This window comes from Streptomyces griseiscabiei (genome assembly GCF_020010925.1).
GTDB lineage: Bacteria > Actinomycetota > Actinomycetes > Streptomycetales > Streptomycetaceae > Streptomyces > Streptomyces griseiscabiei.
The window spans coordinates 3,538,936-3,559,125 of record NZ_JAGJBZ010000002.1 but is presented as its reverse complement, the minus strand read 5'-3'; the positions used below and the strand labels follow the sequence as shown (position 1 = coordinate 3,559,125).

At 70.7% G+C, this 20,190-nt stretch carries 17 protein-coding genes and 1 pseudogene; 7 read left to right on the top strand and 11 right to left on the bottom strand.

Annotated elements, in window-relative coordinates; translation table 11 throughout:
• Nucleotides 1-108 precede the first annotated feature (108 nt).
• Entirely contained in the window at nucleotides 109-1,266 is a 1,158-nt protein-coding gene (locus tag J8M51_RS32545) for a sensor histidine kinase (RefSeq protein WP_256966332.1), read from the top strand.
• Between the two features lie 114 nt (nucleotides 1,267-1,380).
• On the opposite strand, the gene J8M51_RS32540 is transcribed toward J8M51_RS32545, so the two are convergent.
• From J8M51_RS32540 to J8M51_RS32530, 3 genes are all read right to left on the bottom strand, one after another.
• Nucleotides 1,381-2,271: a S1 family serine peptidase gene (locus tag J8M51_RS32540; protein ID WP_086764122.1), complete on the bottom strand. Its 891-nt coding sequence runs from the start codon at nucleotides 2,269-2,271 to the stop codon at nucleotides 1,381-1,383.
• Nucleotides 2,272-2,522: 251 nt separating this feature from the next.
• Nucleotides 2,523-2,663 (bottom strand): hypothetical protein, encoded by a 141-nt coding sequence (locus J8M51_RS32535; RefSeq protein WP_179203526.1) that lies wholly within the window; start codon nucleotides 2,661-2,663, stop codon nucleotides 2,523-2,525.
• Nucleotides 2,664-3,553: 890 nt separating this feature from the next.
• On the bottom strand, nucleotides 3,554-4,063 hold the full coding sequence (locus J8M51_RS32530) for a GNAT family N-acetyltransferase (RefSeq protein WP_086764120.1): 510 nt from the start codon (nucleotides 4,061-4,063) through the stop codon (nucleotides 3,554-3,556).
• Nucleotides 4,064-4,671: 608 nt separating this feature from the next.
• On the opposite strand from J8M51_RS32530, the gene J8M51_RS32525 reads away from it, so the two are divergent.
• The 4 genes from J8M51_RS32525 (at nucleotide 4,672) to J8M51_RS32510 (ending at nucleotide 9,526) form a co-directional block, all read left to right on the top strand.
• Nucleotides 4,672-4,983: a hypothetical protein gene (locus J8M51_RS32525; protein WP_256966331.1), complete on the top strand. Its 312-nt coding sequence runs from the start codon at nucleotides 4,672-4,674 to the stop codon at nucleotides 4,981-4,983.
• Nucleotides 4,984-5,008: 25 nt separating this feature from the next.
• Entirely contained in the window at nucleotides 5,009-5,692 is a 684-nt protein-coding gene (locus J8M51_RS32520; protein ID WP_086764116.1) for an ABC transporter ATP-binding protein, read from the top strand.
• A 20-nt stretch (nucleotides 5,693-5,712) separates the two neighbouring features.
• On the top strand, nucleotides 5,713-7,731 hold the full coding sequence (locus J8M51_RS32515; protein ID WP_086764114.1) for an FtsX-like permease family protein: 2,019 nt from the start codon (nucleotides 5,713-5,715) through the stop codon (nucleotides 7,729-7,731).
• 283 nt (nucleotides 7,732-8,014) lie between these two features.
• Nucleotides 8,015-9,526: an alpha/beta hydrolase gene (locus J8M51_RS32510; protein ID WP_086754854.1), complete on the top strand. Its 1,512-nt coding sequence runs from the start codon at nucleotides 8,015-8,017 to the stop codon at nucleotides 9,524-9,526.
• Between the two features lie 350 nt (nucleotides 9,527-9,876).
• Here the strand turns inward: J8M51_RS32510 and J8M51_RS32505 are convergent, their stop codons facing one another.
• Nucleotides 9,877-10,869: an alpha/beta hydrolase gene (locus tag J8M51_RS32505; RefSeq protein WP_086754853.1), complete on the bottom strand. Its 993-nt coding sequence runs from the start codon at nucleotides 10,867-10,869 to the stop codon at nucleotides 9,877-9,879.
• A 249-nt stretch (nucleotides 10,870-11,118) separates the two neighbouring features.
• Entirely contained in the window at nucleotides 11,119-12,129 is a 1,011-nt protein-coding gene (locus J8M51_RS32500; protein ID WP_086754852.1) for a LacI family DNA-binding transcriptional regulator, read from the bottom strand.
• Between the two features lie 341 nt (nucleotides 12,130-12,470).
• On the opposite strand from J8M51_RS32500, the gene J8M51_RS32495 reads away from it, so the two are divergent.
• Both J8M51_RS32495 and J8M51_RS32490 read left to right on the top strand, forming a co-directional pair.
• Nucleotides 12,471-13,763 (top strand): glycoside hydrolase family 1 protein, encoded by a 1,293-nt coding sequence (locus J8M51_RS32495; protein WP_086754851.1) that lies wholly within the window; start codon nucleotides 12,471-12,473, stop codon nucleotides 13,761-13,763.
• 85 nt (nucleotides 13,764-13,848) lie between these two features.
• Nucleotides 13,849-14,856 carry a Gfo/Idh/MocA family protein gene (locus J8M51_RS32490; protein WP_086754850.1) on the top strand — a complete coding sequence of 336 codons (1,008 nt, stop codon included), beginning with the start codon at nucleotides 13,849-13,851 and terminating at the stop codon, nucleotides 14,854-14,856.
• Nucleotides 14,857-14,898: 42 nt separating this feature from the next.
• Here J8M51_RS32490 and J8M51_RS32485 read toward each other — a convergent pair whose 3' ends face one another.
• The 6 genes and pseudogenes from J8M51_RS32485 to J8M51_RS32460 all read right to left on the bottom strand — a co-directional run.
• Nucleotides 14,899-16,197: a sensor histidine kinase gene (locus J8M51_RS32485; protein ID WP_086754849.1), complete on the bottom strand. Its 1,299-nt coding sequence runs from the start codon at nucleotides 16,195-16,197 to the stop codon at nucleotides 14,899-14,901.
• 63 nt (nucleotides 16,198-16,260) lie between these two features.
• A complete protein-coding gene (gene cseB, locus J8M51_RS32480) occupies nucleotides 16,261-16,938 on the bottom strand; it encodes a two-component system response regulator CseB (protein ID WP_086754848.1) in 678 nt (225 codons plus the stop codon).
• Nucleotides 16,939-17,035: 97 nt separating this feature from the next.
• On the bottom strand, nucleotides 17,036-17,491 hold the full coding sequence (locus J8M51_RS32475; RefSeq protein WP_086754847.1) for a hypothetical protein: 456 nt from the start codon (nucleotides 17,489-17,491) through the stop codon (nucleotides 17,036-17,038).
• A 197-nt stretch (nucleotides 17,492-17,688) separates the two neighbouring features.
• On the bottom strand, nucleotides 17,689-18,624 hold the full coding sequence (locus tag J8M51_RS32470) for a ribosome-inactivating family protein (RefSeq protein WP_086754846.1): 936 nt from the start codon (nucleotides 18,622-18,624) through the stop codon (nucleotides 17,689-17,691).
• Between the two features lie 238 nt (nucleotides 18,625-18,862).
• Nucleotides 18,863-19,873, bottom strand: a complete 1,011-nt coding sequence (locus tag J8M51_RS32465) for an MMPL family transporter (protein ID WP_256964244.1) — start codon at nucleotides 19,871-19,873, stop codon at nucleotides 18,863-18,865.
• Between the two features lie 49 nt (nucleotides 19,874-19,922).
• Nucleotides 19,923-20,180: pseudogene (locus J8M51_RS32460) on the bottom strand (sugar-binding domain-containing protein); the annotation flags it as partial.
• Between the last annotated feature and the right edge of the window lie 10 nt (nucleotides 20,181-20,190).

Genomic DNA, 20,190 nt, shown 5'->3' with positions numbered 1-20,190 from the left:
CCGATGCGCGGGTGACCACTCCTCCCTACGGTGACCGATGTGAATCCATTGCCTGCGACTGCCTGCCCCACCCCGACGTGGTCTCGTCGGCAGTCCTGCCTGCGTGGGGTGGGTATCACCACGCTGGTCCTGCTGGCAGCCATGGACGTGCTCATAGCCGTCGTCGACGACAAGGCGCTCTGGCCGGTGCTGGTGCTCCTGTCACTCGGCCTCGCGGCGATTCTGTGGCCCTCCGCCCGTCGGCCGGGACGGCTCACTCCCCAACTGCGCGCAGCCGTACCAGCGGGTGCTTCCCTGGCCCTGACCGCCGTCGCCAGGCAGGCCGAGCCCATACGCATGTTCGGCCCGGGTGAGGTGGCCGTCCTGCTCTGCCTGTTGCTGATCACCGTCCGTACCGCGCCACCACGGTGGGCGGGCCTGTGCGCCGTACTCGTCGGGGCGGCGGCCATCGCGACGCCGCTGCGCTTCTACGCCATCGGCACCCAGGACGACAACCTGATCCTGGGTCTCGCGCTGGCAGTAGCGCTGCTGACCGGCATCGCCGCCTGTCTCGGCGGCTACCTGCGTGCCCTGGACCACAGGCGCGGCGTCGCGGTCGCCGAGACCCGCCGCTCCGAACGCCTCGCCATGGCTGCCGACCTGCACGACTTCGTCGCCCACCATGTGACCGGCATTCTGGTCCAGACACAGATGGCCCGCATGATGGTCACCAGTGATCCCGGCCGTCTGGACCCGGTCCTGGCGGGAATCGAGCACGCGGCGACCGAAGCGCTCGACTCCATGCGGTTGACCGTCGGTATCCTGCGCGAGGGCCCGGAGCGGGCGGCCCGGCTCGAGCCGGGCGAGAGCCGCCCGGTGGGCGATCTGACAGCGCTCGCGGAACTGGTCGACGGGTTCGGCGGTCCGACCGGTTCGCAGGCCGAACTGCACCGTGACGCCTCGGTACCCCGGAATCTGCCCCACGAAGTGCAGGCCGCCGCCTACCGCGTCGTCCAGGAAGCCCTCACGAACGTACGGCGCCACGCCGCCGACGCCACCGAGGTCACCGTCGCCCTCGCTCACGCAGACGACACCCTGCGCGTGACGGTGCGCGACAACGGCCGCGGGGGCGCCCCGCTGCCGCACGCCGCCCGCGGCGGAGGCTTCGGCATCGTCGGCCTCACCGAACGTGTCACCGCCCTCGGTGGTGAACTGCGCACCGGCCCGCGCAAGGACCACGGCTGGGAGGTCATCGCCCTCCTGCCTGCCGTGCGGCAAGGGAGTTGATGCTCTGTCGGTCCCCGGCCACGCCGCCCGACAGTCCTTGGCCAGGCCCATCCGCGGGTCGGCGGCCACAGCCCCCGGACCCGCGCGGAACAGGTGTTCCGCGCGGGCACCGGATCAGCGGCCGAGCAGACGCTTCATCCGCTTGCCCTTGGTGGACTCTCCCAGCGTGCCCCACAGTTCGGCGGAGCCGGTGTAGGTGTAGACGCCGGGAGCACCCTGCGCCGCGCAGCCGTCGCCGTACGACACGACACCTATCTGGTACACGCCCTTGCGGCCCTTCAGCGTGCGGAAGAGCGGCCCGCCGCTGTCACCCTGGCAGGAATCCTTCCCCTCCACTCCCGCGCACACATGGACCTTCTTGTTGTAGCTCGGGTACGACGCCTTGCACTCGATGTGCGACACGATCGGGACGTTCACCGCGCGCAGCCGGTCCGGATGGTTCGGCACCTCGGTGTCGGTGTTGCCCCAGCCGGCGACCGTGGCCTTGACGCCAGGACGGATGAGCGCGTCCGTGCCCTGTGTCGGCAGGTTGACCGGGGCGATGCCGTAGACGGGCTTGTCCAGCTCCAGGAACGCGACGTCGTAGTCCCCGTTGTAGCGGGGGTGGAGGGTGATCGAGCGGATGTTGCGCAGATGGCCCTGCTTCGTGTTCGACAGTACGGTCCGGCCCACGACGGTCTCTATCTGCTTGGGCTTCACGTCGTCGACACAGTGCGCGGCCGTCAACACGACATCCGGACTGAGCAGGCTGCCGCCGCAGAAGTGCCGGTCGAGTGGCTTGCCCTTGCCCTTGATCAGCAGCCCCGCCATGAACGGGTACGAACCGTCGGGCTTCGCGACACCGCCGATGACCTGCACGACCGGGCGCCCGTGGTCCGCCGGGGTCGCGGCGTGGGCCGTGCCGACGGACACGCCGACGAGCCCGAGGACCGTGCCGGCCGCGACTGCGACGGGGGCGCTCCGCCGAGCCGCCCTTCTGTGGGCGGGGGCATGGAACAGGTGCATGGAATCTCCAGTCTTCGGATGAATCACCACCTCCGCGGACCCGCACTCGCGACCCGACTCCCCGCAAACAAAGCGAAGTGCCGCACACTCGGTGTGCCGGTCGGAGCGCAGACCACCAGGGGTGGAGTTGCCCGCTGGCTCGCCTGCGGGCCAGGCGCTTCCTGGCCCCCACCGCACAGGCGGTGGGGGCGGAAAGTTGATTGCTGACGGTCGTCGCCGGAGCCAGGGCGTGACCGTCTTCGCGACCCGCTCTACTCGGCCTTGACGGCGGTGAGCATGGCCGGCCGGGCGCGCGCCGGGCGCGCCACAGGGTGGCCGGCAGTCTCGGAGAGATCGGTGGTGGCGTGGGTGGCCGTGGAGGAAGTACGGGGAGCGGGCGGCGAGGTGATCAAGGGGTCCACTCTGATCGAAGGCCGGCAGCACGGAGCGCGGGTGCGAGTCCGAACTTGCGTGTGGCTGGGGGGACTTGTTCATCGTCCGGGTTCGTGCGATCTCCGCGGATCAGCCGAAGTACCGACCACCTGAAGCTGATTCCGAACCAGGCCTCATCCGTCCCAGGTATGCCGCTGTGTCAGCCCCGAGGATGACGCCCTTGAGGAACCAACTGGGAGATGGGTTGCCGTAGGACTGCGAACCTCACCGGCAAGACGCGCCGCATACCGACAACACCCTCACCACCGCATCGGCCGTTCGGCCGACAATCAGCCGAGCCGGGCGGCGCCTCGTCCTCGTCCTCGCCCCCGCCCGTGCCCTCGCCTTTGCCTTCGCCGCCAGCGCTGACTCGTTCGAAGAGCCGTCGGCCGTGGGCGACACATCGTGCTGGCGGGGGTGCCCACTCGCTGCTGCCTGTTCTCGCTGCGGCTGTCGTACTCCGGCAAGGCGGTGCACCGGGGCGCACCGCTCCGTACCAGCGCCACCGTGCGCCTGTCGAAGACCACGTCCACGCTCTCAGCGAGCCGGGCGGAGTCCCGACCGGCAAGGTCCGCTACGACAACCTACGCCCCGCGGTCTCCCGGGTGCCGAACTCGCGGTCACGCATGGAGAGCGAGAGGTGGACGGCGTTCCGGTCGCACTACGCGCTTCCCGGGGCCACTACGCTCGAACAAGCGCGTTCAGCAGGGAAGTTCACACCGGCCCACGACGACGGGTGGGAAGCGGCGAAGGCTGCCCACGGTGGGCGGGACGGCGCCCGGGCCGCCCGAGCGCAGGACGCATCCGCGAACTGACCCAGCCCGACATCATTCTCGTCTCGTCTCGTCTCGGCTCGGCTCGTCTCTACTCGTCACGGCGACGGGGAGTTCAGGTCCTTCGGATCGCCGTCGAGCACAGACAGACTGGCAACGACCTCGTCACCGGAAGCAACTTCCGTCGGCTGGAAGCCCACGGAGGCGTAGAGCCTCGCGGCCACGGCGTTGTCCGGGTGATAGGACAGACGAAGCTCCCGGCAGTCCTCACGTCGGGCCAGCCACTCCATGAGGGTTCGCACCGCCGCCCGCCCGACCCCCTTGCCCTGCTCGGTGCCATCGATGACCATGCCCCCGAGCCAGTACGAGCCGTCTTCGTCACGACCCCACATGATGTGACCGACCACCGCGTCATCGGCGCAGACCGCCAACGAGTGCCAGATGCCTTCCCGCACCGACAGAAGCAGGTAGCGAGCCGCCAACGCGGGCACGTATCGGCGCTGCTCGTCCAGCGGAGCGACGTCCGCGACAGCACGCCAGTTCTCGTCATTTACTTCATGCAGGACAACACGTCGCCCCGCTCTGTCAGAAAGCCCAAGGGTGATCACGGAGATCAGGCTACGAATCAGTCGGTTGATCCGCGAACCATTTGGCTTCGTGAGCCCCGGCAGGAGGCAGGGCCTTGACCCTTGATCCTCCGGGCCGCCAGCCGCCGGCCGCCGACCGCGGGGACATCGGCGACGGTGCCGACCGAGCCTCCGACGCCGTTGGAGGCAGAGAACGCCGCTCTCGCAAGAAGGTCCGCGATCTGGAGGTGGATCGCGAGACCCTGCGGAAGGCTGCGTGGTGTATCGCCGGGGAGGCGCGCTGGTGAGCCGCTTCCAGTTCGTCGCCGACCACGATGGCCGCTACGGCGTGAAGCGGCTGTACACCAGCCGGTCCTTCGCCGGCGCCCGCCGTCGGGTCGGCGTCCGCCAGTCCATGAGAGGGCCGCAAGACCTGGTTCAGCGAACGCGAGGTCCGCCTCGCCGCGTTCCGCCGGCTCAACCACAGCATCCGCGATGGAGCTGTTCGAGGCCGAGGCGTCCGCGGTATCGGCCAAACGGCTAAGGAGCCCGGGCGCGACGCTGGCCGTTCGGCCGAGGCGGGTGGCGGTGTCCGCGGGCGAGGCTGGATTCACTTCCTCTCCTCTTCCCTGGACGCCTAGGGGTTCGTGATGCGGCGCAGGTTCCTCAGCGAAGTCGTCGGCGGTGCGGCCGCTGTCACGGCCCTCTTCGGTGTCGGCACCCACCTGCTGGCCGACAGCGAGTCGACCACCTCGTCCTCCCCGACCGGCCTGAAGGCCGTCGCGGTCGCCGTCGCGTTCGCAGACTCCGACTTCGACGCTGTCGCCAGAGGTACCTGGACCGGCAAGAAGAACGACGGCGAGAGCGTTGGCATCCCCCATCCCTCATCCCCCATCCCCCGTCGTCCGTCGTCCGGGATCCAGGTGACGGACTCCTCCGTCACCTGGACCTTCCAACGCTGACCACACACCTTGGAGCAGCCGCCCCATGAGCATCGTCCTGGCCGGTCACGGCCTGACCAAGAAGTACGGCTCCACCACCGCGCTGGCCGGTGTGGACGTCCAGGTCGGTGAGCGCGACTCACTGGCCATCATGGGCCCGTCCGGCTCCGGCAAGTCCACCCTCCTGCACACGCTCGCCGGGATCATCCGCCCGGACGACGGCCAGGTGCTGCTGCGCGGCGAGCGCATCGACAACCTCGGCGAGAACCGGCTCAGCGCGCTGCGCCGCAAGCGGTTCGGGTTCGTCTTCCAGTTCGGCCAGCTCCTGCCCGAACTGCCCGCCGAGGAGAACGCCGCGCTGCCGCTGATGCTGGAGGGCACACCCCGCAGGCAGGCCATCGAACGGGCCCGCCGCTGGTTCGCGCCGCTCGGCCTCGCCGGCCTGGAACAGCGCCGCCCCGGCCAACTCTCCGGCGGCCAGGCCCAACGCGTCGCCATCGCCCGCGCCCTGGCCGTCGAACCCGACGTGGTCTTCGCCGACGAACCCACCGGCGCCCTCGACCAGACCACCAGCACGGAGGTGATCCAGTTGCTGACCTTCGCCACCCGGGACACGGGCGCCGCCCTGGTCATGGTCACCCACGACGCCGACGTCGCGGCCCACTGCGACCGGATCCTCCAGGTCCGCGACGGCCGGATCAGCGGTCACACCCAATACACCGTCGCCTGACCAGAGCCCCGGAGACTTGCATGCCTTCCCCTGTCCTGCCCCTGACCTGGCATCTGACCAGGTCCTCCGGCCGCCGCGGTCTGCAGAGCCACCTGCTTGCCGCAGGAGCCGCCGCCGTCGGCGCGTTCGTACTGCTGGTGATGATCGCCGCCTCCCTCGGCTCCGGTGCTCGCGCCGATCACACGACCTGGCGCACCCCGGCCGCCGTCTCCGCCGGGCGGGCGACCGCCGTCCAGGCGATGACCACGACGTACGTCCGCCACGATCCCGTCTCCGTGGTGTCGCTGGCCCAGCTGCCCGGCCGCGAGGCAACCCCCGCCCCGCCTGGTCTGAGCGCCTTCCCGAAGAAGGGCGAGGTCTACCTGTCCCCCGCACTGGCCGAGTTGATCCACAAACTGCCCGCAGACCAACTGGCCGACCGCTTCCCGAAACCGGCGTCCTACGGCACCATCGGCGCGGCCGGACTCGCCTCTCCTGACGAGCTGGTGGCCGTGGTGGGCCGGGCCCCGTCCGACCCGGCGGTGTCCAAGGCGGCCGGCGGAGACAACTGGTTCGACGAGGGGCAGACCGACCGGGCCCACATCGTCGGGTTCTCCGCGGCCAAGCCCAAGCCGAGCATCTTCACCGCCAGCGACCAGCAGATGGCGGTACTGGGCGCGACGCTGCTGGTGGCGCCCGTGATCGTGCTGGCCGCGGCAGCCGGAAGGCTGGGCGCCGCACGGCGTGAGCAGCGGCTCGCCGCGCTGCGGCTGGCCGGGGCCACCCCGCGGCAGATCATCGCGATGACCGCCGCGGAGGCGGCGACCGTGGGCGCGGCCGGAGCGCTGACGGGCGCGCTCGCCTACACGGCCCTGCTGCCCGCCCTCGCACAGATCCCCTACGGCATCGGCAGCTGGTACACCGGCCGGCTGTGGGTGGGACTGCCCTGGCTCGCCGCGGTGGTGGCGTCGGTCACCGCGCTCATCACCGTCAGCGCCGTGTCGATGCTGCGCCAGGTGGCCACCTCACCGCTCGGCGTCGCCCAGCAGGCCGATCCGCGCCGCACCCGCATGATCCGCCTCGTGCTGTTCGCCGTCGTGTTGGGATACGTCTTCTTCTCCACGCAGGGCGGCCAGCTCAAGATCCCGCAGCTGATCGCCATGCTGGCGCTGTTCTACGGCGCGTTCTGGCTGTTCGGCCCATGGGTGGTGGACCGGCTGGGCCGGATCGCGGGCCGCTTCGCCCGCCGCCCGGCGACCCTGCTGGCGGCCCGACGGCTCAGCGACGACCCGCGCGGCGCCTGGCGCACCGTCAGCGGCCTGGTCCTGGCCGGATTCGTGGCCGGCTTCTTCTCCGTCATCGGGCTGGACATCGACGCTTCCGCCAACCACGGCCAGGTCGCCGTGGTGACCGCGGACAGCGCCGCCGCCCGGCACGCGGCCACGGAGGCCCGTGCCCTGCTGCGGGAAGCGGGCGTCACCGCCACCGTCAAGGTCCCCTCCGAGGACGACTTCGACACTGTGCTGAGCGGCAGCGCGGGCCTGATCGCCCAAGTCTCCGGGGGCGAGGACCAGGTGGACACCGCGCTCACCGCGCTGACACCCCTCGGGGCGGGCCTGCTGCCGTTCAGCCAGGACTATGTGAGCGCCCCGGACAACGTGAGCGCGGACCGCGTCGGTGTGGTAGGCATCGCCACCCTGGTCATGAGCTTCGTCGTCGCGGCCGCCTCGGCCGGGCTGACCGCCGCCGCGAACGTCCTCGACCGACGCCGTGTCTACGGCCTGCTGCGGCTGGCCGGCACCCCGCTGAAGATGCTGGACCGGGCGCGGATCCGCGAGACGGTCCTTCCCCTGACCGTCCTGGCCGGTGGCACCACCGCGATGGGCGTCTACGGCGCGTACCAGTTCAACAAGCTGGCCGGGATCTCGATGAACACCTCCGGCGCCGTCCAGCTCGCCGCCTGCGTGGTCGTCGGCGCGCTCGCCATGCTGGCCGCGATCGCCTGCAGCAAGCCGCTCCTGCGCCAGGTGACGAGGGACGTGACGCAGACTGCGGACTGATGACCGCCGCTCGGACGGTCCGACTCCGGACGGTCCGATACGCACCACCCACGATGGGCTCCGCCGGTGACCGGCGGAGCCCATCGTGGGTGGTGCGGCCCCGCGGTCAACCACGCCGATGGGCGTCGTGCCGCTCGTCGACATGCTCAACAAGGCGGTGCTGCACACCGGTTGCCTGCGGGTGTTTCATCGGTCTTTCGGCCGAGGGGCCCAGGACGACGGTGTTCGGTTGTGGCCTTTCGGCCGAGGCGGGGCGGTCGGGCGGGGAGGCAGAGTCCCCGTCATGCCTACCTCACACAAGGCCGCCCTCGTCGCGGCCGGACTGGTCGTCAGTCTGTGTCTTCCCACCGCGCAGGCGGCCGCCGCACCCGACCGTTCCCCGGCCGCTGCCCTCGACCGCTACTACGACCAGCGCCCCACCTGGCACCGCTGCGGCGCCAAGGGGCAGTACCCCGCCGCGTTGCGGTGCGCCACCGTCAAGGTGCCGCTCGACTACACCCGGCCCACCGGACCCACGGTGCGCGTGGAGATGTCCCGGCTGCGCACGAGCGTGCCCGGCAAGCGGCGCGGTGTGCTGCTGACCAACCCGGGAGGGCCGGGAAGCGGAGGGCTGGACCCCTCGGGGCTGAAGGAGGCCATGCCCAAGAGCGTCCTGGACCGGTACGACCTCGTGGGCTTCGATCCCCGCGGTCTGGGCGCCAGCAGCCCCCTCAACTGCGGCCTCACCAAGAACGAACTGAACTGGCCCCGTGCGTACACCACCAAGTCCTTCCGCGAGGACACCGCTCTCGCCCGCGGCTTCGCCTCGAAGTGCGTCGCCCGGGACCGCGCCCGGCTGCCGTATCTGACCACCCGTAACACCGCCCGGGACATGGACGTCATCCGCGGCGTCCTGGGCGAGAAGCGCATCTCGTACTTCGGCCTGTCCTACGGCACCTACCTCGGCGCTGTGTACACCCAGCTCTTCCCGTCCCGCAGCGACCGCGTCGTCCTCGACAGCTCGGCGGACCCGAACCGCTTCGGACGGGGCACCTACCAGGCCATGGCCAAGGGCGTCGAGCCCGCGTTCCAGGACTGGACCCGTCTGGTCGCCCGCCGGGACGGCACCTACCACCTCGGTGACACCCCCGCGAAGGTCCGCGCCGCCTTCTTCCACCTCATCGCCCGCGCCGACCGCACACCGCTCAAGTACAACGGCAGCGATCTCGACTACGAGGACCGGGCCGTCACCGGCGTCGACATCCGCGACTCACTGCGGCAGATGTTCTTCTACGACCCCTACCAGGCCGCACGCGACGTCGTCAGCCTCCGCAAGGCCCGCGCCACCCGCCCGGACCCGCAGCCGTCCGACGGCCGCGCCGACACCACCGACGCCAACATCGAGGCGCTCCACTGGGCGGTCATGTGCGCCGACAACTCCGCCTCCTGGCCCCGCGACCCGGCCCGCTACCGGCACGACGCCATCAGCGACGGTCGTCGCCTCCCCCTCTACGGAGACTTCACCTCCAACATCACCCCCTGCGCCTTCTGGCCGCGCGGCGCCGAACCGGCCACACGTGTCGGCAACACGGTGCGCGCACTCGTCCTGCAGAACCAGTGGGACTCCCAGACACCGGCGGCGAGCGGCCGGGCCATGCACCGCGCCCTGCACGGCTCACGCCTCGTCCAGGTCCAGGGCGGACGGGACCACGGCGTGTACGGCGTCCCGGGCACCCCCGCCTGCGCCACCAAGACGGTCAATACCTACCTGGTCACAGGCCGCCTGCCCGGCGCCGACCTCACCTGCCGCGCCTAGGGGTCGCATTCCTCTGCGGCGTCTGCTTGCCGGGGGCCCGCCAGTCCTTCCAAGGCACGTCGGGCCCCAACACGGCACGAACCCTGGGGTGATTCGCCGCCCCCTTCTGCCCTGCGCCGCTTCGGCCATGCCCCGGTCTGCGCGTCAGCGCAGGCCGGGGGCACTGGGTCGGCTCCCCGTGATCGCCTCGGGCAACGCGGTGGTGGCCGGAGTCTCCGTGCCGCGGGTCAGCCTCGTCGCGGCCATCGGTTACGTCGCGTTCGTCGCCCTCGCCGACTTCATCGCCCCGGCGGCCTTCGCGGGGGGGCGGCGCTGCGCCGCGACCGAACAGCGCGTCGTCGAGCACGTGGTCATGCGCCCATCGGACCGTTGTCGCGAAAGCTCTGGGAACGTTCCGCGCCGACCGCGGAGGCTGCCCCGGGGAGAGCCTCATGCACGAAGTCCTGTATCCGCCGGCGGCACTGCCGCCCCTCCGCCGAGGGCACTCGGACGAAACCGTGGATCGTTCCCGGCCACTCATCGAGGACGACCTGGACGGCCTCGGCGCGCATCCGCGCCACCAGCCGCCGTGCGTCGTCGAGCAGGAGGTCGTGCCGGCCCACCGGAACGTAGGTGCGCGGGAAGCCGCGGAAAGAACCGAACAACGGTGACAGTCCGGGATCGCGCGGATCACGCCCGTCGGCGTACCCGTCCGCTGCCTCCAGCAGATGGGAGCGGGTGAGCATGTCGCGTCCGATGTTCGCCGTAGCGCTCGCGCCGCTGAGCGTCAGGTCGACCCAGGGGAAGACCGGCACTACGGCGGCCGGCATCGGCAAACCCTCCTCGCGGGCCTTCTGCAGGAGGGCCAGCGCCAGGCCGCCGCCGGCCGACTCGCCGACGACCACCAGTCGATCCGGGCCGGGAGCGCGTACCAGTTCCCGATAGACGGCCAACGCGTCATCCACCGCGGCGGGGTAGGGGTGCTCGGGTGCGAGCCGGTACTCGACGCTGACCAGGTCGGGACCGCCGTCGGCGGACAAGTGGGCTGCGTTGACGCAGTCCCGGGCGCTGCCGGCCACATAGGCCCCGCCGTGCAGGTACAGGACGGTGCCGCGGGCCCGCGCTGCTCCGGATGACGCGCGCAGCACCGGGACGCCCGAGATCACCTCCTCGGTCAGCTTCACGCCTCGGGGTACGCGAGCCAGGGACGTGAGGCGCCGCAGCAGCCGACGATCCGCGGCCACGTCGGCCGGCGTACCTTCCCGGCGGCGTCCTCGTCGGCTGAGCACCGCGCTGAAGAGCCGCATGGACAGGCTGGGGCGCTCGGCGACGAGCGTCGCGGCGACGGCATCGGGGTGAGTCACTCAGGCTCCTTCAGGGGACGCGTTGTCCGCGAGGATGCGGAGAGCGTTCGGGGAGGCGGGCGTCCTGCCCGCACTGCAGCCGGATTCTCGCGTCGACGAGCCTTGCCGCCTGTTCCGTCCCGTCCCCTCACGCGATCGCTACTAAAGCGCGTTAGTGGCGTGGGCGCAAGTGGCTGCCCGCGTTCCCCACCGCGGTGAGAAGCAGCGGCAGACACGCTGCCGGGCCGTTCTGCGGGGCGTGTGCCGAGATCAGACCGAGCCGCGCTCGATCACCCTGGTGACCTCGGGGCCGGCCGGTACGGGCCGGCCTTCGAGCAGGCTGGTGACCGCCTCGACGAGGTGGCGCGCGGTGTCCCGCATGTCCACCGCCACCATCGTCAGCGGCGGGGCGGCAAGGCGCGCGGCCGGGGAGTCGACGGCCCCGATCACCGCCAGGTCCGCCGGTGCGGTCAGCCCGTGCTCACGCAGACCCGCGAGGACGGCCAGGGCTGCCACGTCGTCATGGGCGCCCACGCCGGTGACGGCCATCTCGCGCCACGTCGCGACGGCGTCGACGGCGGCCTGGGCTCCTGCCTCGTCGCGGGGAATGTCCAGGGCCACTGGGGCGGGCACACCGTGCTCCGCGCAGGCTCGCCGGAGGGCTTGCAGGCGCATCTCGCTTGCCTCGGCCAGGCGTTCGTCGTGCGGGCGGGCATAGCCGATCCGGCGGTGTCCCGCTCTGAGCAGTCGCTCGACCTGCAGCCGGGCGATGCTGTTCTCCCGGGCTCCCCAGATCCACTGCGCGACAGGGTCGGACTCCGCGGTGAGGGAGACCACGGCGCGCACTCCATCGCGTCGCATCGCGGCGACGTCACGGTCGGACAGATCCCATGCGACGACGGCCACGGGCGTGATGGCGGTCCACACATCGCCGTCGGCCTTGCGGGACCACGGGTGGATCACCGCCGTGAGCCCGATCGCCGCGAACTCCTCCGCCAGGAACTCGACCAGTGCACCGAGGTCGGTCAGCGGCAGCTGAGGGGGCTGGTAGAGGAGTACGACGTCGCTGCGGCCGCGGCTGAGCGTGCGGGCTTCCGCCGAGGGCGAGTAGTGCAGCCGTGCGGCCGCCTCCAGGACGCGCTGCCGCGTCGTCTCGGAGATCGTCTGCCCCTTGGTGCCGTTGAGCACGAAACTGACGGTGGCCCTGGAGACCCCGGCCTCCCGAGCGACATCGCTACTGGTGGCCCGGCCTCCCGGCCGAGCGGTGGCCTTGCCTGCCATTCGTCCCCTTCCCTCTTGTGGGTGCCCCACCCCGGATGTACTGTACCCGCAACTACTAACGCGCGTTAGTAGTTGCGGGTGACCGTCGCCATGTGAAGCAAAACCTGTCATGTCGTTTCATCAACAACCGTCTGGCAGCCCGAGAGGCACCCGTCCGGCGGCCGGTGCGGCCACGAGCCGACGCAGCCGGTCGCGGCGGTTCGACGCCGCGCGCAGATTCCCGTCCGTACGACGGCCACGTGCCTGACGCCTCCGCCCGGCGGCTCGGCAGACGGCCGAGCCGCAACGCCATCCGGCCCGACCTCCTACGAGCTACGAGCACAGAACCTCAGGAGCCGACCATGCCAGAACCGTTGATCTTCCCCGAGCGCTTCCTGTGGGGCGCCGCGACCGCCGCGCACCAGGTCGAAGGCGACAACACGACCAGCGACTGGTGGGAATGGGAGACCGACCCCACTCCCAAGGCACCCCTGGCCGACCCCTCCGGCATCGCCTGCGACCACTTCAACCGCTATCAGGACGACATCGCGCTGCTCGCGAATCTCGGGCTGAACACCTACCGCTTCTCCGTGGAGTGGGCGCGCATCGAGCCCCGCCAAGGGCAGTTCGACCACGAGGCGCTCCGGCACTACGCCGACATGGCCGACACCTGCCTGAAGCACGGCGTCACCCCGGTCGTCACGCTGCAGCACTTCACGCTGCCGGCCTGGGTCACCCGTGCCGGCGGCTGGACGAACCCCGGCCTTCCCGCCTGGTTCGCGCGCTACACCCGGCGCGTGATGGAACACCTGCAGGACCGTGCTCCCTACATCTGCACGATCAACGAACCCGGCAACATGATCACGCGCGGGTATCTGGGCACCTTCCCGACTCCGCCTTTCGTCCGCAGCCTCGACGCGTTCGACTCCGCGGCGGCAGGAGTGAACGCCGCACATCGGGGCGCCCGGGAGGTCATCCGCGAACTCGCGCCCGGCGTCAAGGTCGGCATGGCGCACGCGCTGCAGGACTGGCACGCCGACGCGGGCGGAGCCCCGACCCTGGAATGGGCTCGGGAGCTCCACGAGGACCGGTTCTTCGCCGAGACCAACGAGGACGACTTCGTCGGCGTCCAGACCTACACCCGCCTCGACGTCAACGCGCCCCGGATCCTCGGGCACATCAGTGCGGCGCTTCTGCGCAGCCGCCGCCTGACGCAGTCACTCGTCCTGCCGCACCTGCGCCGCCAAGCGGCAGCCGCCGTACCGGTGGAAGGAGCACCCGACGACGGGATCCGCCGCACCCTGATGGGTTATCGGTGGGCGCCGGAGGCGGTCGGGGCCACGATCCGGCGAGTGGCGCACCTCTTCCCGGGCAAGGAGATCGTCATCACCGAGCACGGTGTCGCGACCGACGACGACGCCGACCGTGTCGAGTACCTGCGGGCGGGGCTGCGTGTCGTGCACCGGCTGATCGCTGACGGACTGCCCGTCACCGGATACGTCCACTGGTCGCTGCTGGACAACTTCGAGTGGTGGGACGGCTATCGGCCCACGTACGGACTCGTGGCGGTCGACCGCACCACTCAGGACCGGGTCGTCAAGCCATCGGCCCGGTGGTACAGCGACGTGGCCCGCACCAACCAGGTGCCCGCATGACCCTCCGCCGGGCGACGCGGAACGGCCCGGGGTGCCGGGTCGCTCCGACTCCCCTTCCCCACCACCACACCAACAAGGAGTTCTCATGTCGTTCCGCTGGGGCATAGCGGGCACCGGTGCCATCGCAAACGGCTTCGCAGACGCGCTGGGACGCCTGCCGGACGCACAACTGATCGCCGTAGGCTCCCGCAGCCGGGACAAGGCCGACGCGTTCGGCGAGAAGTACGGCATCGCACCGCGCCACCGGCACGGCTCGTACGAAGACCTGGCCGCCGATGACAGCGTCGACGTCTTCTACGTCGCCTCGCCGCACTCCCACCATCACGAGCACACCTTGCTGTTCCTGAACGCGGGGCGCCCGGTGCTGTGCGAGAAGGCCTTCGCGCTGGACGCCGAGCAGGCCGCCGACATGGTGGCGGTGTCCAGGGAACGGGGCCTGTTCCTGATGGAGGCGATGTGGAGCCGGTTCCTGCCGGTCTACGTCAAAGTCAGAGAGCTGCTCGCCGAGGGCATCATCGGCGAAGTCCAGTGCCTGGAGGCCGACTTCGGTCTCCGCTTCCCGGCAGATCCCGGACACCGCCTGTTCGATCGCGCGTTGGGGGGCGGTTCCCTGCTGGACCTGGGTGTGTATCCCATGTCGCTGGCCAGCATGGTGCTGGGCACGCCCGACCGGATCACGGCGTACGGCACGCTCGGCCCGACCGGCGTCGACGAGCACATCGCCGTCCTCTCCGGGTACGACAGCGGCGCGGTCGCGCTGGCCCAGAGTTCCGTGCGGGCGACCCTCGGCTGCACCGCCCGGGTCACCGGTACCGAGGGCTACATCGAACTGCCGTTCCTGATGCACTGCCCGGACGAACTGACCGTTCAGTCCCGGGGCGTCACCGAGCGGCTGAGTCTGCCCGCCGCACGTGACGGCGACGGCGACGAGACGGCGGGCGGAGGACTGCACCATCAGATCCGGCACGTCCACGAGCGGCTCCGCGCAGGGGAGTCGGAGAGCGACATCATGCCTCTGGACGAGACCTTGGCGGTGATGCGCACGCTCGACATCGCACGCGACCAGATCGGCCTGAGGTACGACGCCCACTGACATCCGTAGGCGGCAATCCGTGTCCGGCGGGATGCCGGCGCATCATCCGGTGTCCCTGTCGGCAGCGTGGTCCGCGGTGAGGCGCAGGGTCGCCTCCGCTCCCCCGTCGGGATGGTTGCGGAAGGTCAGGCGGGCGCCGAGGAGCCGGGCCTGTCCGGAGGCGATGGTCAGGCCCAGACCGGTTCCCGTGGACGCGGAGCCGGTGCGGAACCGCTGAGGGCCGGAGGCGGTGACGACGGCGAGCAGATCGGGCGGGAACCCGCGGCCGTGGTCGCGGATCCGGACGACCGGGACACCGGAACCGTCGCGGACACGGCCGCCCGCCGCCTCCCCGCCCCTGCCCGTCTCGGCGTCCGTCTCGACGTCCACCTCGACCGCTACCGGTGGGGCGCCGTGCCGCAGCGCGTTGGTGACCAGGTTGGTGAGAATCCGCTCCACGCGCCGCGGATCGGTCTCCGCGAGCGTGTCCGCGACGATCCGCACATCCACCCGTCCCTCCGCCCCGTCCAGCCCGGCGACCGCGCGCCGGGCCATCGCGCTGATCTGCCGGGGCTCGGTCTCCACCGACACCGCGTGGGCGTCGAGGCGGGCGACCTCCAGGACGTCCTCGACCAGCCCGCGCAGCTTGCGCACTCCGCCCACGACCAGATCGGTGGTCGGGCCGGGCGGCAGCAGGCCGGTCGCGGTCACCATGGCCGCGACGGGGGTGCGCAGTTCGTGCGCGATGTCGGCGGTCACCCGGCGCTCGGCCTCCAGCCGGGCGCCGAGCGCGTCGGCCATGGCGTTCACGGACGCGGCGAGCCGAGCGATCTCGTCCCGCCCCTGCGGGTCGACACGGGCGTCCAGGTCGCCGTGGGCGATGCGTTCCGCCGTCCGGGCGGCGGCCGTGGCCCGGCGGCCCATCCGTACACCGAGGACCAGACCGATCAGGGACACCCCGAGGGTGGCCGCCACCCCCGTGGTGACCAACGTCCGGTCCAGCGCGGCCAGTTCGTCGGTCTCGTGGCCGTAGGAACGCGTCAGCGCGAGCACGGTACGGTCGGAGACGCGGGTCGCCGCCCACAGCACCGGATCGGGTCCGTCCTGGAGGTAGGTGACGCGGACACCGCGACGCACCTCCCCCGACACGGCCGTGGGCAGGTCCGGTGGGTCGAGCCGGGCTGCGGACTTGCGGCCGGCGGCCTGGTCGTAGACGGCGCTCATCAGCTGCCCGTCGAGGTGCGAGCGGGCCGTGGCCAGCTGGTCGGCGGCCGTGACGCGGTGGACGAGCAGCCCGACCGCGCTCGCGACGCACATGGCCGCCGCGGCGACGGCCAGAGCCACCTTCGTGCCGATGTTCATGGGAGCCGTACCGAGTTCATGAGCCGTACCGGGCCATCAAAGCCGTGCCACTGTCCTGAGCGGCTACGGCCGCAGCTTGTAGCCGAAGCCGCGCACCGTCTCGATGCGTTCATGGCCGATCTTGCAGCGCAGCCGTCGGATGTGGATGTCCACCACCCGGGTGTCGCCGGACCAGACGTAGTCCCACACCTTCTCCAGCAGCAGGTCCCGGGTGAGCACCATGCCCGGCGAGGCGGCGAACTCCAGCAGCAGCTTCAGCTCGGTGGTGGTGAGGGCGAGCGGCTTCCCGTCGCGGTGCACCTCCAGGGTCTCCGAGTCGAAGGACAGGTCACCGAAGACGAGCGGGGTGCTGTCCGGCCGCTGCTCGGTGGGCTCGGTGGGCTCGGCGCGGCGCAGCAGAGCACGGATCCGGGCGGCCAGCACCATCCCGTCGAACGGCTTGGTGACGTAGTCGTCGGCGCCGGCCTCCAGACCCATCACCACATCCACCGGGTCGTTGCGGGCCGAGATCAGCAGCACCGGCACCCCGGACTCCTCGCGGATACGGCTGGCCAGGCTCACCCCGTTCAGGCCCGGCAGCATGATGTCCAGGACCGCCACGTCCGGCACCCGTTCCCGGAACAGGGCGAGTCCGGTCGTCCCGTCGGCGGCGGTGCGCACCGCGTATCCGCTCGACTGCAGAGTGAGCCGGGTCGCCTCGCGGATCAACTCGTCGTCCTCGACCAGCAGGACCTCGTGCATGTGTGTCTCCTGGCACTTCGTGCTCCGGCCCCAAGGGGACCACTCGTATGTGTCGGTGACCCGGCGGCCGGATCACGGCCGCACGGCGGATACGCGGTCATGCCTTCGGCACCCGCAGGCGAACGTCACCGATGTCCAGCGCCCAGACGGGTGCGGGCGAGTGGTCGGCGGTCAGTACGGCGTGCCCGTAGTACGCGGCGTACTCGCGCTTGACGAGGCCGCTGAGCTCGAGGTGGGCCAGGAAGGACGGCGGGTTCGACTCGCCGTGGGGGCAGCCGGACACACAGACGAAGTCGATCACCAGACCGGTTGCGACGGCCCGGGACGTTCCCCAGCCGCGCCACTCCAGGCCGAACAGGGTGGTGGTCTCGGTGAGATCCACCAGGCCGGGCTGCTGACGCGGGACCGAGTTCGCGTCGTCGACGTAGACCGGGCCCGACCAGGGGACGGCGGTCGGCGCCGGGCCCTCGACCCGCGTGCCGCCGACCGCCGTCCCGCATCCGGCCAGGCTCATGGCGAGCAGCAGGCTCAGAGCCGGTCCGGCGCCTCGCATGCCGCTCTCCTTTCCTCCGGTTCCGTTCGGCAGCCAACGAGACCCACCCTGGCCACCGCCGGTGAATGAGCCATGTCCTGACAGCAAGCAGCAGGTGAACTGCGGGGCCGCGTCGGCGGCTCAGCAGTGGCTGCCGGCGGCAGTGGCCTCACAATCCCCCGACTCGGCGGGCAAGTTGAGGCCGACGGGCCTGGGGATCACAGTTCATCCTTCGCGGTGGGACCTCCGAGCGCTTCCAGCAGGAAGAGTGCGGCGGTCCGTGCGCTGTTGATCGCGCGTCCGTAGACGGTGGGGCTGGTGCTGCTGCTGGCGCCGTCGTTACGGTAGATCTGACTCATCCGTGACCAGTTGTGCATGGCGTGCACATCCTGATCCGTCAAGGTGTACTGACCGAAGTTCCTCATCGCCTTGTAGACGTTCAGGCTGATGGGTCCGAAGCGCGCTCCTTCGGATATACCGATGATGAAGGTCTGCATGGCCCGCCCCCAGGCCTGCTGGTCGGCTGCCGGATTTCGCAGGGCCGCCACCGCGTTGTGAAAGGCATCGTGGCCGAGTGTGACGGATGTGAGCGGTCGGTTGGCCCAGTTCCTCCCGGAGAGGGCATCGTAGCCTTCGGGAATTCCGCTTTCCGTGTGTCCCGAACCGCTGCCCATATCCGGAGCGAGGTTGAAGTTCACCGTTTTGCCGTCGCCCCGCACATAGTAGAACTGCACGACGTACATGTTGCTCAACCGAACCCGTGCGTGGAGTGGGCTGCCCGTGACCGGCCGGATGATGATGTCCGCGAACTCGTTGTCCCGGGCCGAGTCGGTCGTGTCGACGGCCCTGGTGGTGCCGTTCGCATCCCGGACGAACCTGCGCGTGGCTCCTGCCGAGGTGCGCGCCTGGTCCCGCAGATCACGGATGAGGTTCTTGTAGGACTCAGCTCCGTCCGGACCGTCGTCGAGGTCCCAGTAGATCTGGTGGCTGGCGGACAGCTCGATCTTTCCGGCATCGAGCTGCACTGTTTTCGCGGCGCCGGCCGTTGAATCGGCGGAGTGCCCCGCGGAGGTTCCGGAGAGCAGCACGGCGCCGGCCAGCATGGCGGGAACGGCTGCTGTCGCCGCAAGACGGCGAACGGTGAGAGTGGGCATCGATGTCCTGTCCGTGGTTGACGCTGATGGAGGGAATGGAGGAATGCGACGAGTCGACGAGCTGCTTCTCCTACGCGCATCTCCTCGTTTCCCTCAGGGGGAGTTGGAACGTGCGTAAAGAAACCAAGGCTGTGTAACAGTGGCCGGGCTGTCCGATCACAACCGTCGATCGGCTGTCTCAACCGATCGTGGAAGGTGCGGGCCGAACGGGTTGGTCGTCGACGGACGGGGACCGGGCTCAGCGCACGCCGGCCTTGTGCCCCTCCTCCTGCCGCTCGGCCTCGTCGGACCGCGCCTCCACCGAGGCGCCGCGCCCAGGGAGCTTCGCCCCTTCGATGTCCACGTCCGGCGTGATCTGGTTGAAGACGAAGCCGCCGAAGACCGCGACCATGATCAGAGCGGCTGCGCTGACGACCCGCCCGCTGCGGGTGACGCCCTGGGTGACGGCCTCCACGGCGTCGCCGGTGTGCTCGTAGTGCTCGCGCATGCGGCTGACGAGGAACACCTCGTACTCCATGTAGAGGGTGCCGCCCGCCTCGGCGACGGCGGGCGCGTTCTCCCGCAGCCGGTGCACCAGGTCGGTGGTGGCCCGGGTGTCGGGCCCGGTCGTCGGGACGACGGCGATGACGGCGATGACGGCCAGGGTCGATTCGGCGTTGGTGACCGGCTGGGCGGCAAGGGCCACACCGCGGTCGCCCGCCAGGGTGCTCCGCAGTTCGGTCACGGTCGACGCGCGGTCGGCGGCCGGGATGCCGCTCATGTCGACCACCGCGGTCATCGTGGCGTTGAAACCGGGGCCGAAGCCCTCTGTCAGGAGGTCGGAGCTCTTGTGCTGGGTGCTGTCGACCGGCTGCGAGGCGTTGCTGGGCAGGCCGAGGCGCAGGTCGCGGGCGGGTACGGCGAGGGTGAGCAGGCCGATCACACCCGCCAGCAGGACGAGCAGGGGCTTGCGGGTGACCGCACGGCCCCAGGCCAGACCCCAGGAGCCAGGGGTGCGTGCGCGACCCCCGGCACGCTCGGTCCGATGTGCGCGGGGACGCAGGCGTTCACCGAACAGTGCGAGGGCCGCGGGCACGAGACTGGCGGCGATGAGCACGGCGAGCAGGACGGTGACCGCCAGAGCGGCCAGCGCGATGATCACTGTGGCGCCGGCGAAGACGACCGCTCCGTCGGCCGTGGCCACGGCTCGGGCGATCGAGTCGTCCACATCCTGCTCGGGGTCGGCGAGTTGCTCGCGATGGCGGGAGATGATGAACAGGGCGTAGTCGGTGGAGGTCGTCGACGGCCCAGAGGCTCACGTTGCGGTAGATGCCGCCCTGGAAGGTGCAGTCCGCGCCGACAGGGGCGACGGCGGTGTCGCGGGCGTTGGTCACCTTCACCACGATCACGTTGTCCCCGCCCGGGACGAGCACACCGGTGGCGTCGAACCTGAAGCGGGAGTACCCACCCTTGTGCTGCCCGAGGTACGTGCCGTTGACCCAGACGTCGGCGACCTGGTTGACCCCGGCGAACTGCAGGTACAGCCGCTTGTCGGCCAGGGTGGACGGCACGGTGTAGTGGCGGCGG

Excerpts from the sequence above, each read along its gene's own strand:
- J8M51_RS32540 (WP_086764122.1), bottom strand. The coding sequence starts at position 2,271 with ATGCACCTGTTCCATGCCCCCGCCCACAGAAGGGCGGCTCGGCGGAGC.
- J8M51_RS32525 (WP_256966331.1), top strand. The coding sequence starts at position 4,672 with ATGCGGCGCAGGTTCCTCAGCGAAGTCGTCGGCGGTGCGGCCGCTGTC.
- J8M51_RS32520 (WP_086764116.1), top strand. The coding sequence starts at position 5,009 with ATGAGCATCGTCCTGGCCGGTCACGGCCTGACCAAGAAGTACGGCTCC.
- J8M51_RS32515 (WP_086764114.1), top strand. The coding sequence starts at position 5,713 with ATGCCTTCCCCTGTCCTGCCCCTGACCTGGCATCTGACCAGGTCCTCC.
- J8M51_RS32510 (WP_086754854.1), top strand. The coding sequence starts at position 8,015 with ATGCCTACCTCACACAAGGCCGCCCTCGTCGCGGCCGGACTGGTCGTC.
- J8M51_RS32500 (WP_086754852.1), bottom strand. The coding sequence starts at position 12,129 with ATGGCAGGCAAGGCCACCGCTCGGCCGGGAGGCCGGGCCACCAGTAGC.
- J8M51_RS32495 (WP_086754851.1), top strand. The coding sequence starts at position 12,471 with ATGCCAGAACCGTTGATCTTCCCCGAGCGCTTCCTGTGGGGCGCCGCG.
- J8M51_RS32490 (WP_086754850.1), top strand. The coding sequence starts at position 13,849 with ATGTCGTTCCGCTGGGGCATAGCGGGCACCGGTGCCATCGCAAACGGC.
- J8M51_RS32485 (WP_086754849.1), bottom strand. The coding sequence starts at position 16,197 with ATGAACATCGGCACGAAGGTGGCTCTGGCCGTCGCCGCGGCGGCCATG.
- cseB (WP_086754848.1), bottom strand. The coding sequence starts at position 16,938 with ATGCACGAGGTCCTGCTGGTCGAGGACGACGAGTTGATCCGCGAGGCG.
- J8M51_RS32475 (WP_086754847.1), bottom strand. The coding sequence starts at position 17,491 with ATGCGAGGCGCCGGACCGGCTCTGAGCCTGCTGCTCGCCATGAGCCTG.
- J8M51_RS32470 (WP_086754846.1), bottom strand. The coding sequence starts at position 18,624 with ATGCCCACTCTCACCGTTCGCCGTCTTGCGGCGACAGCAGCCGTTCCC.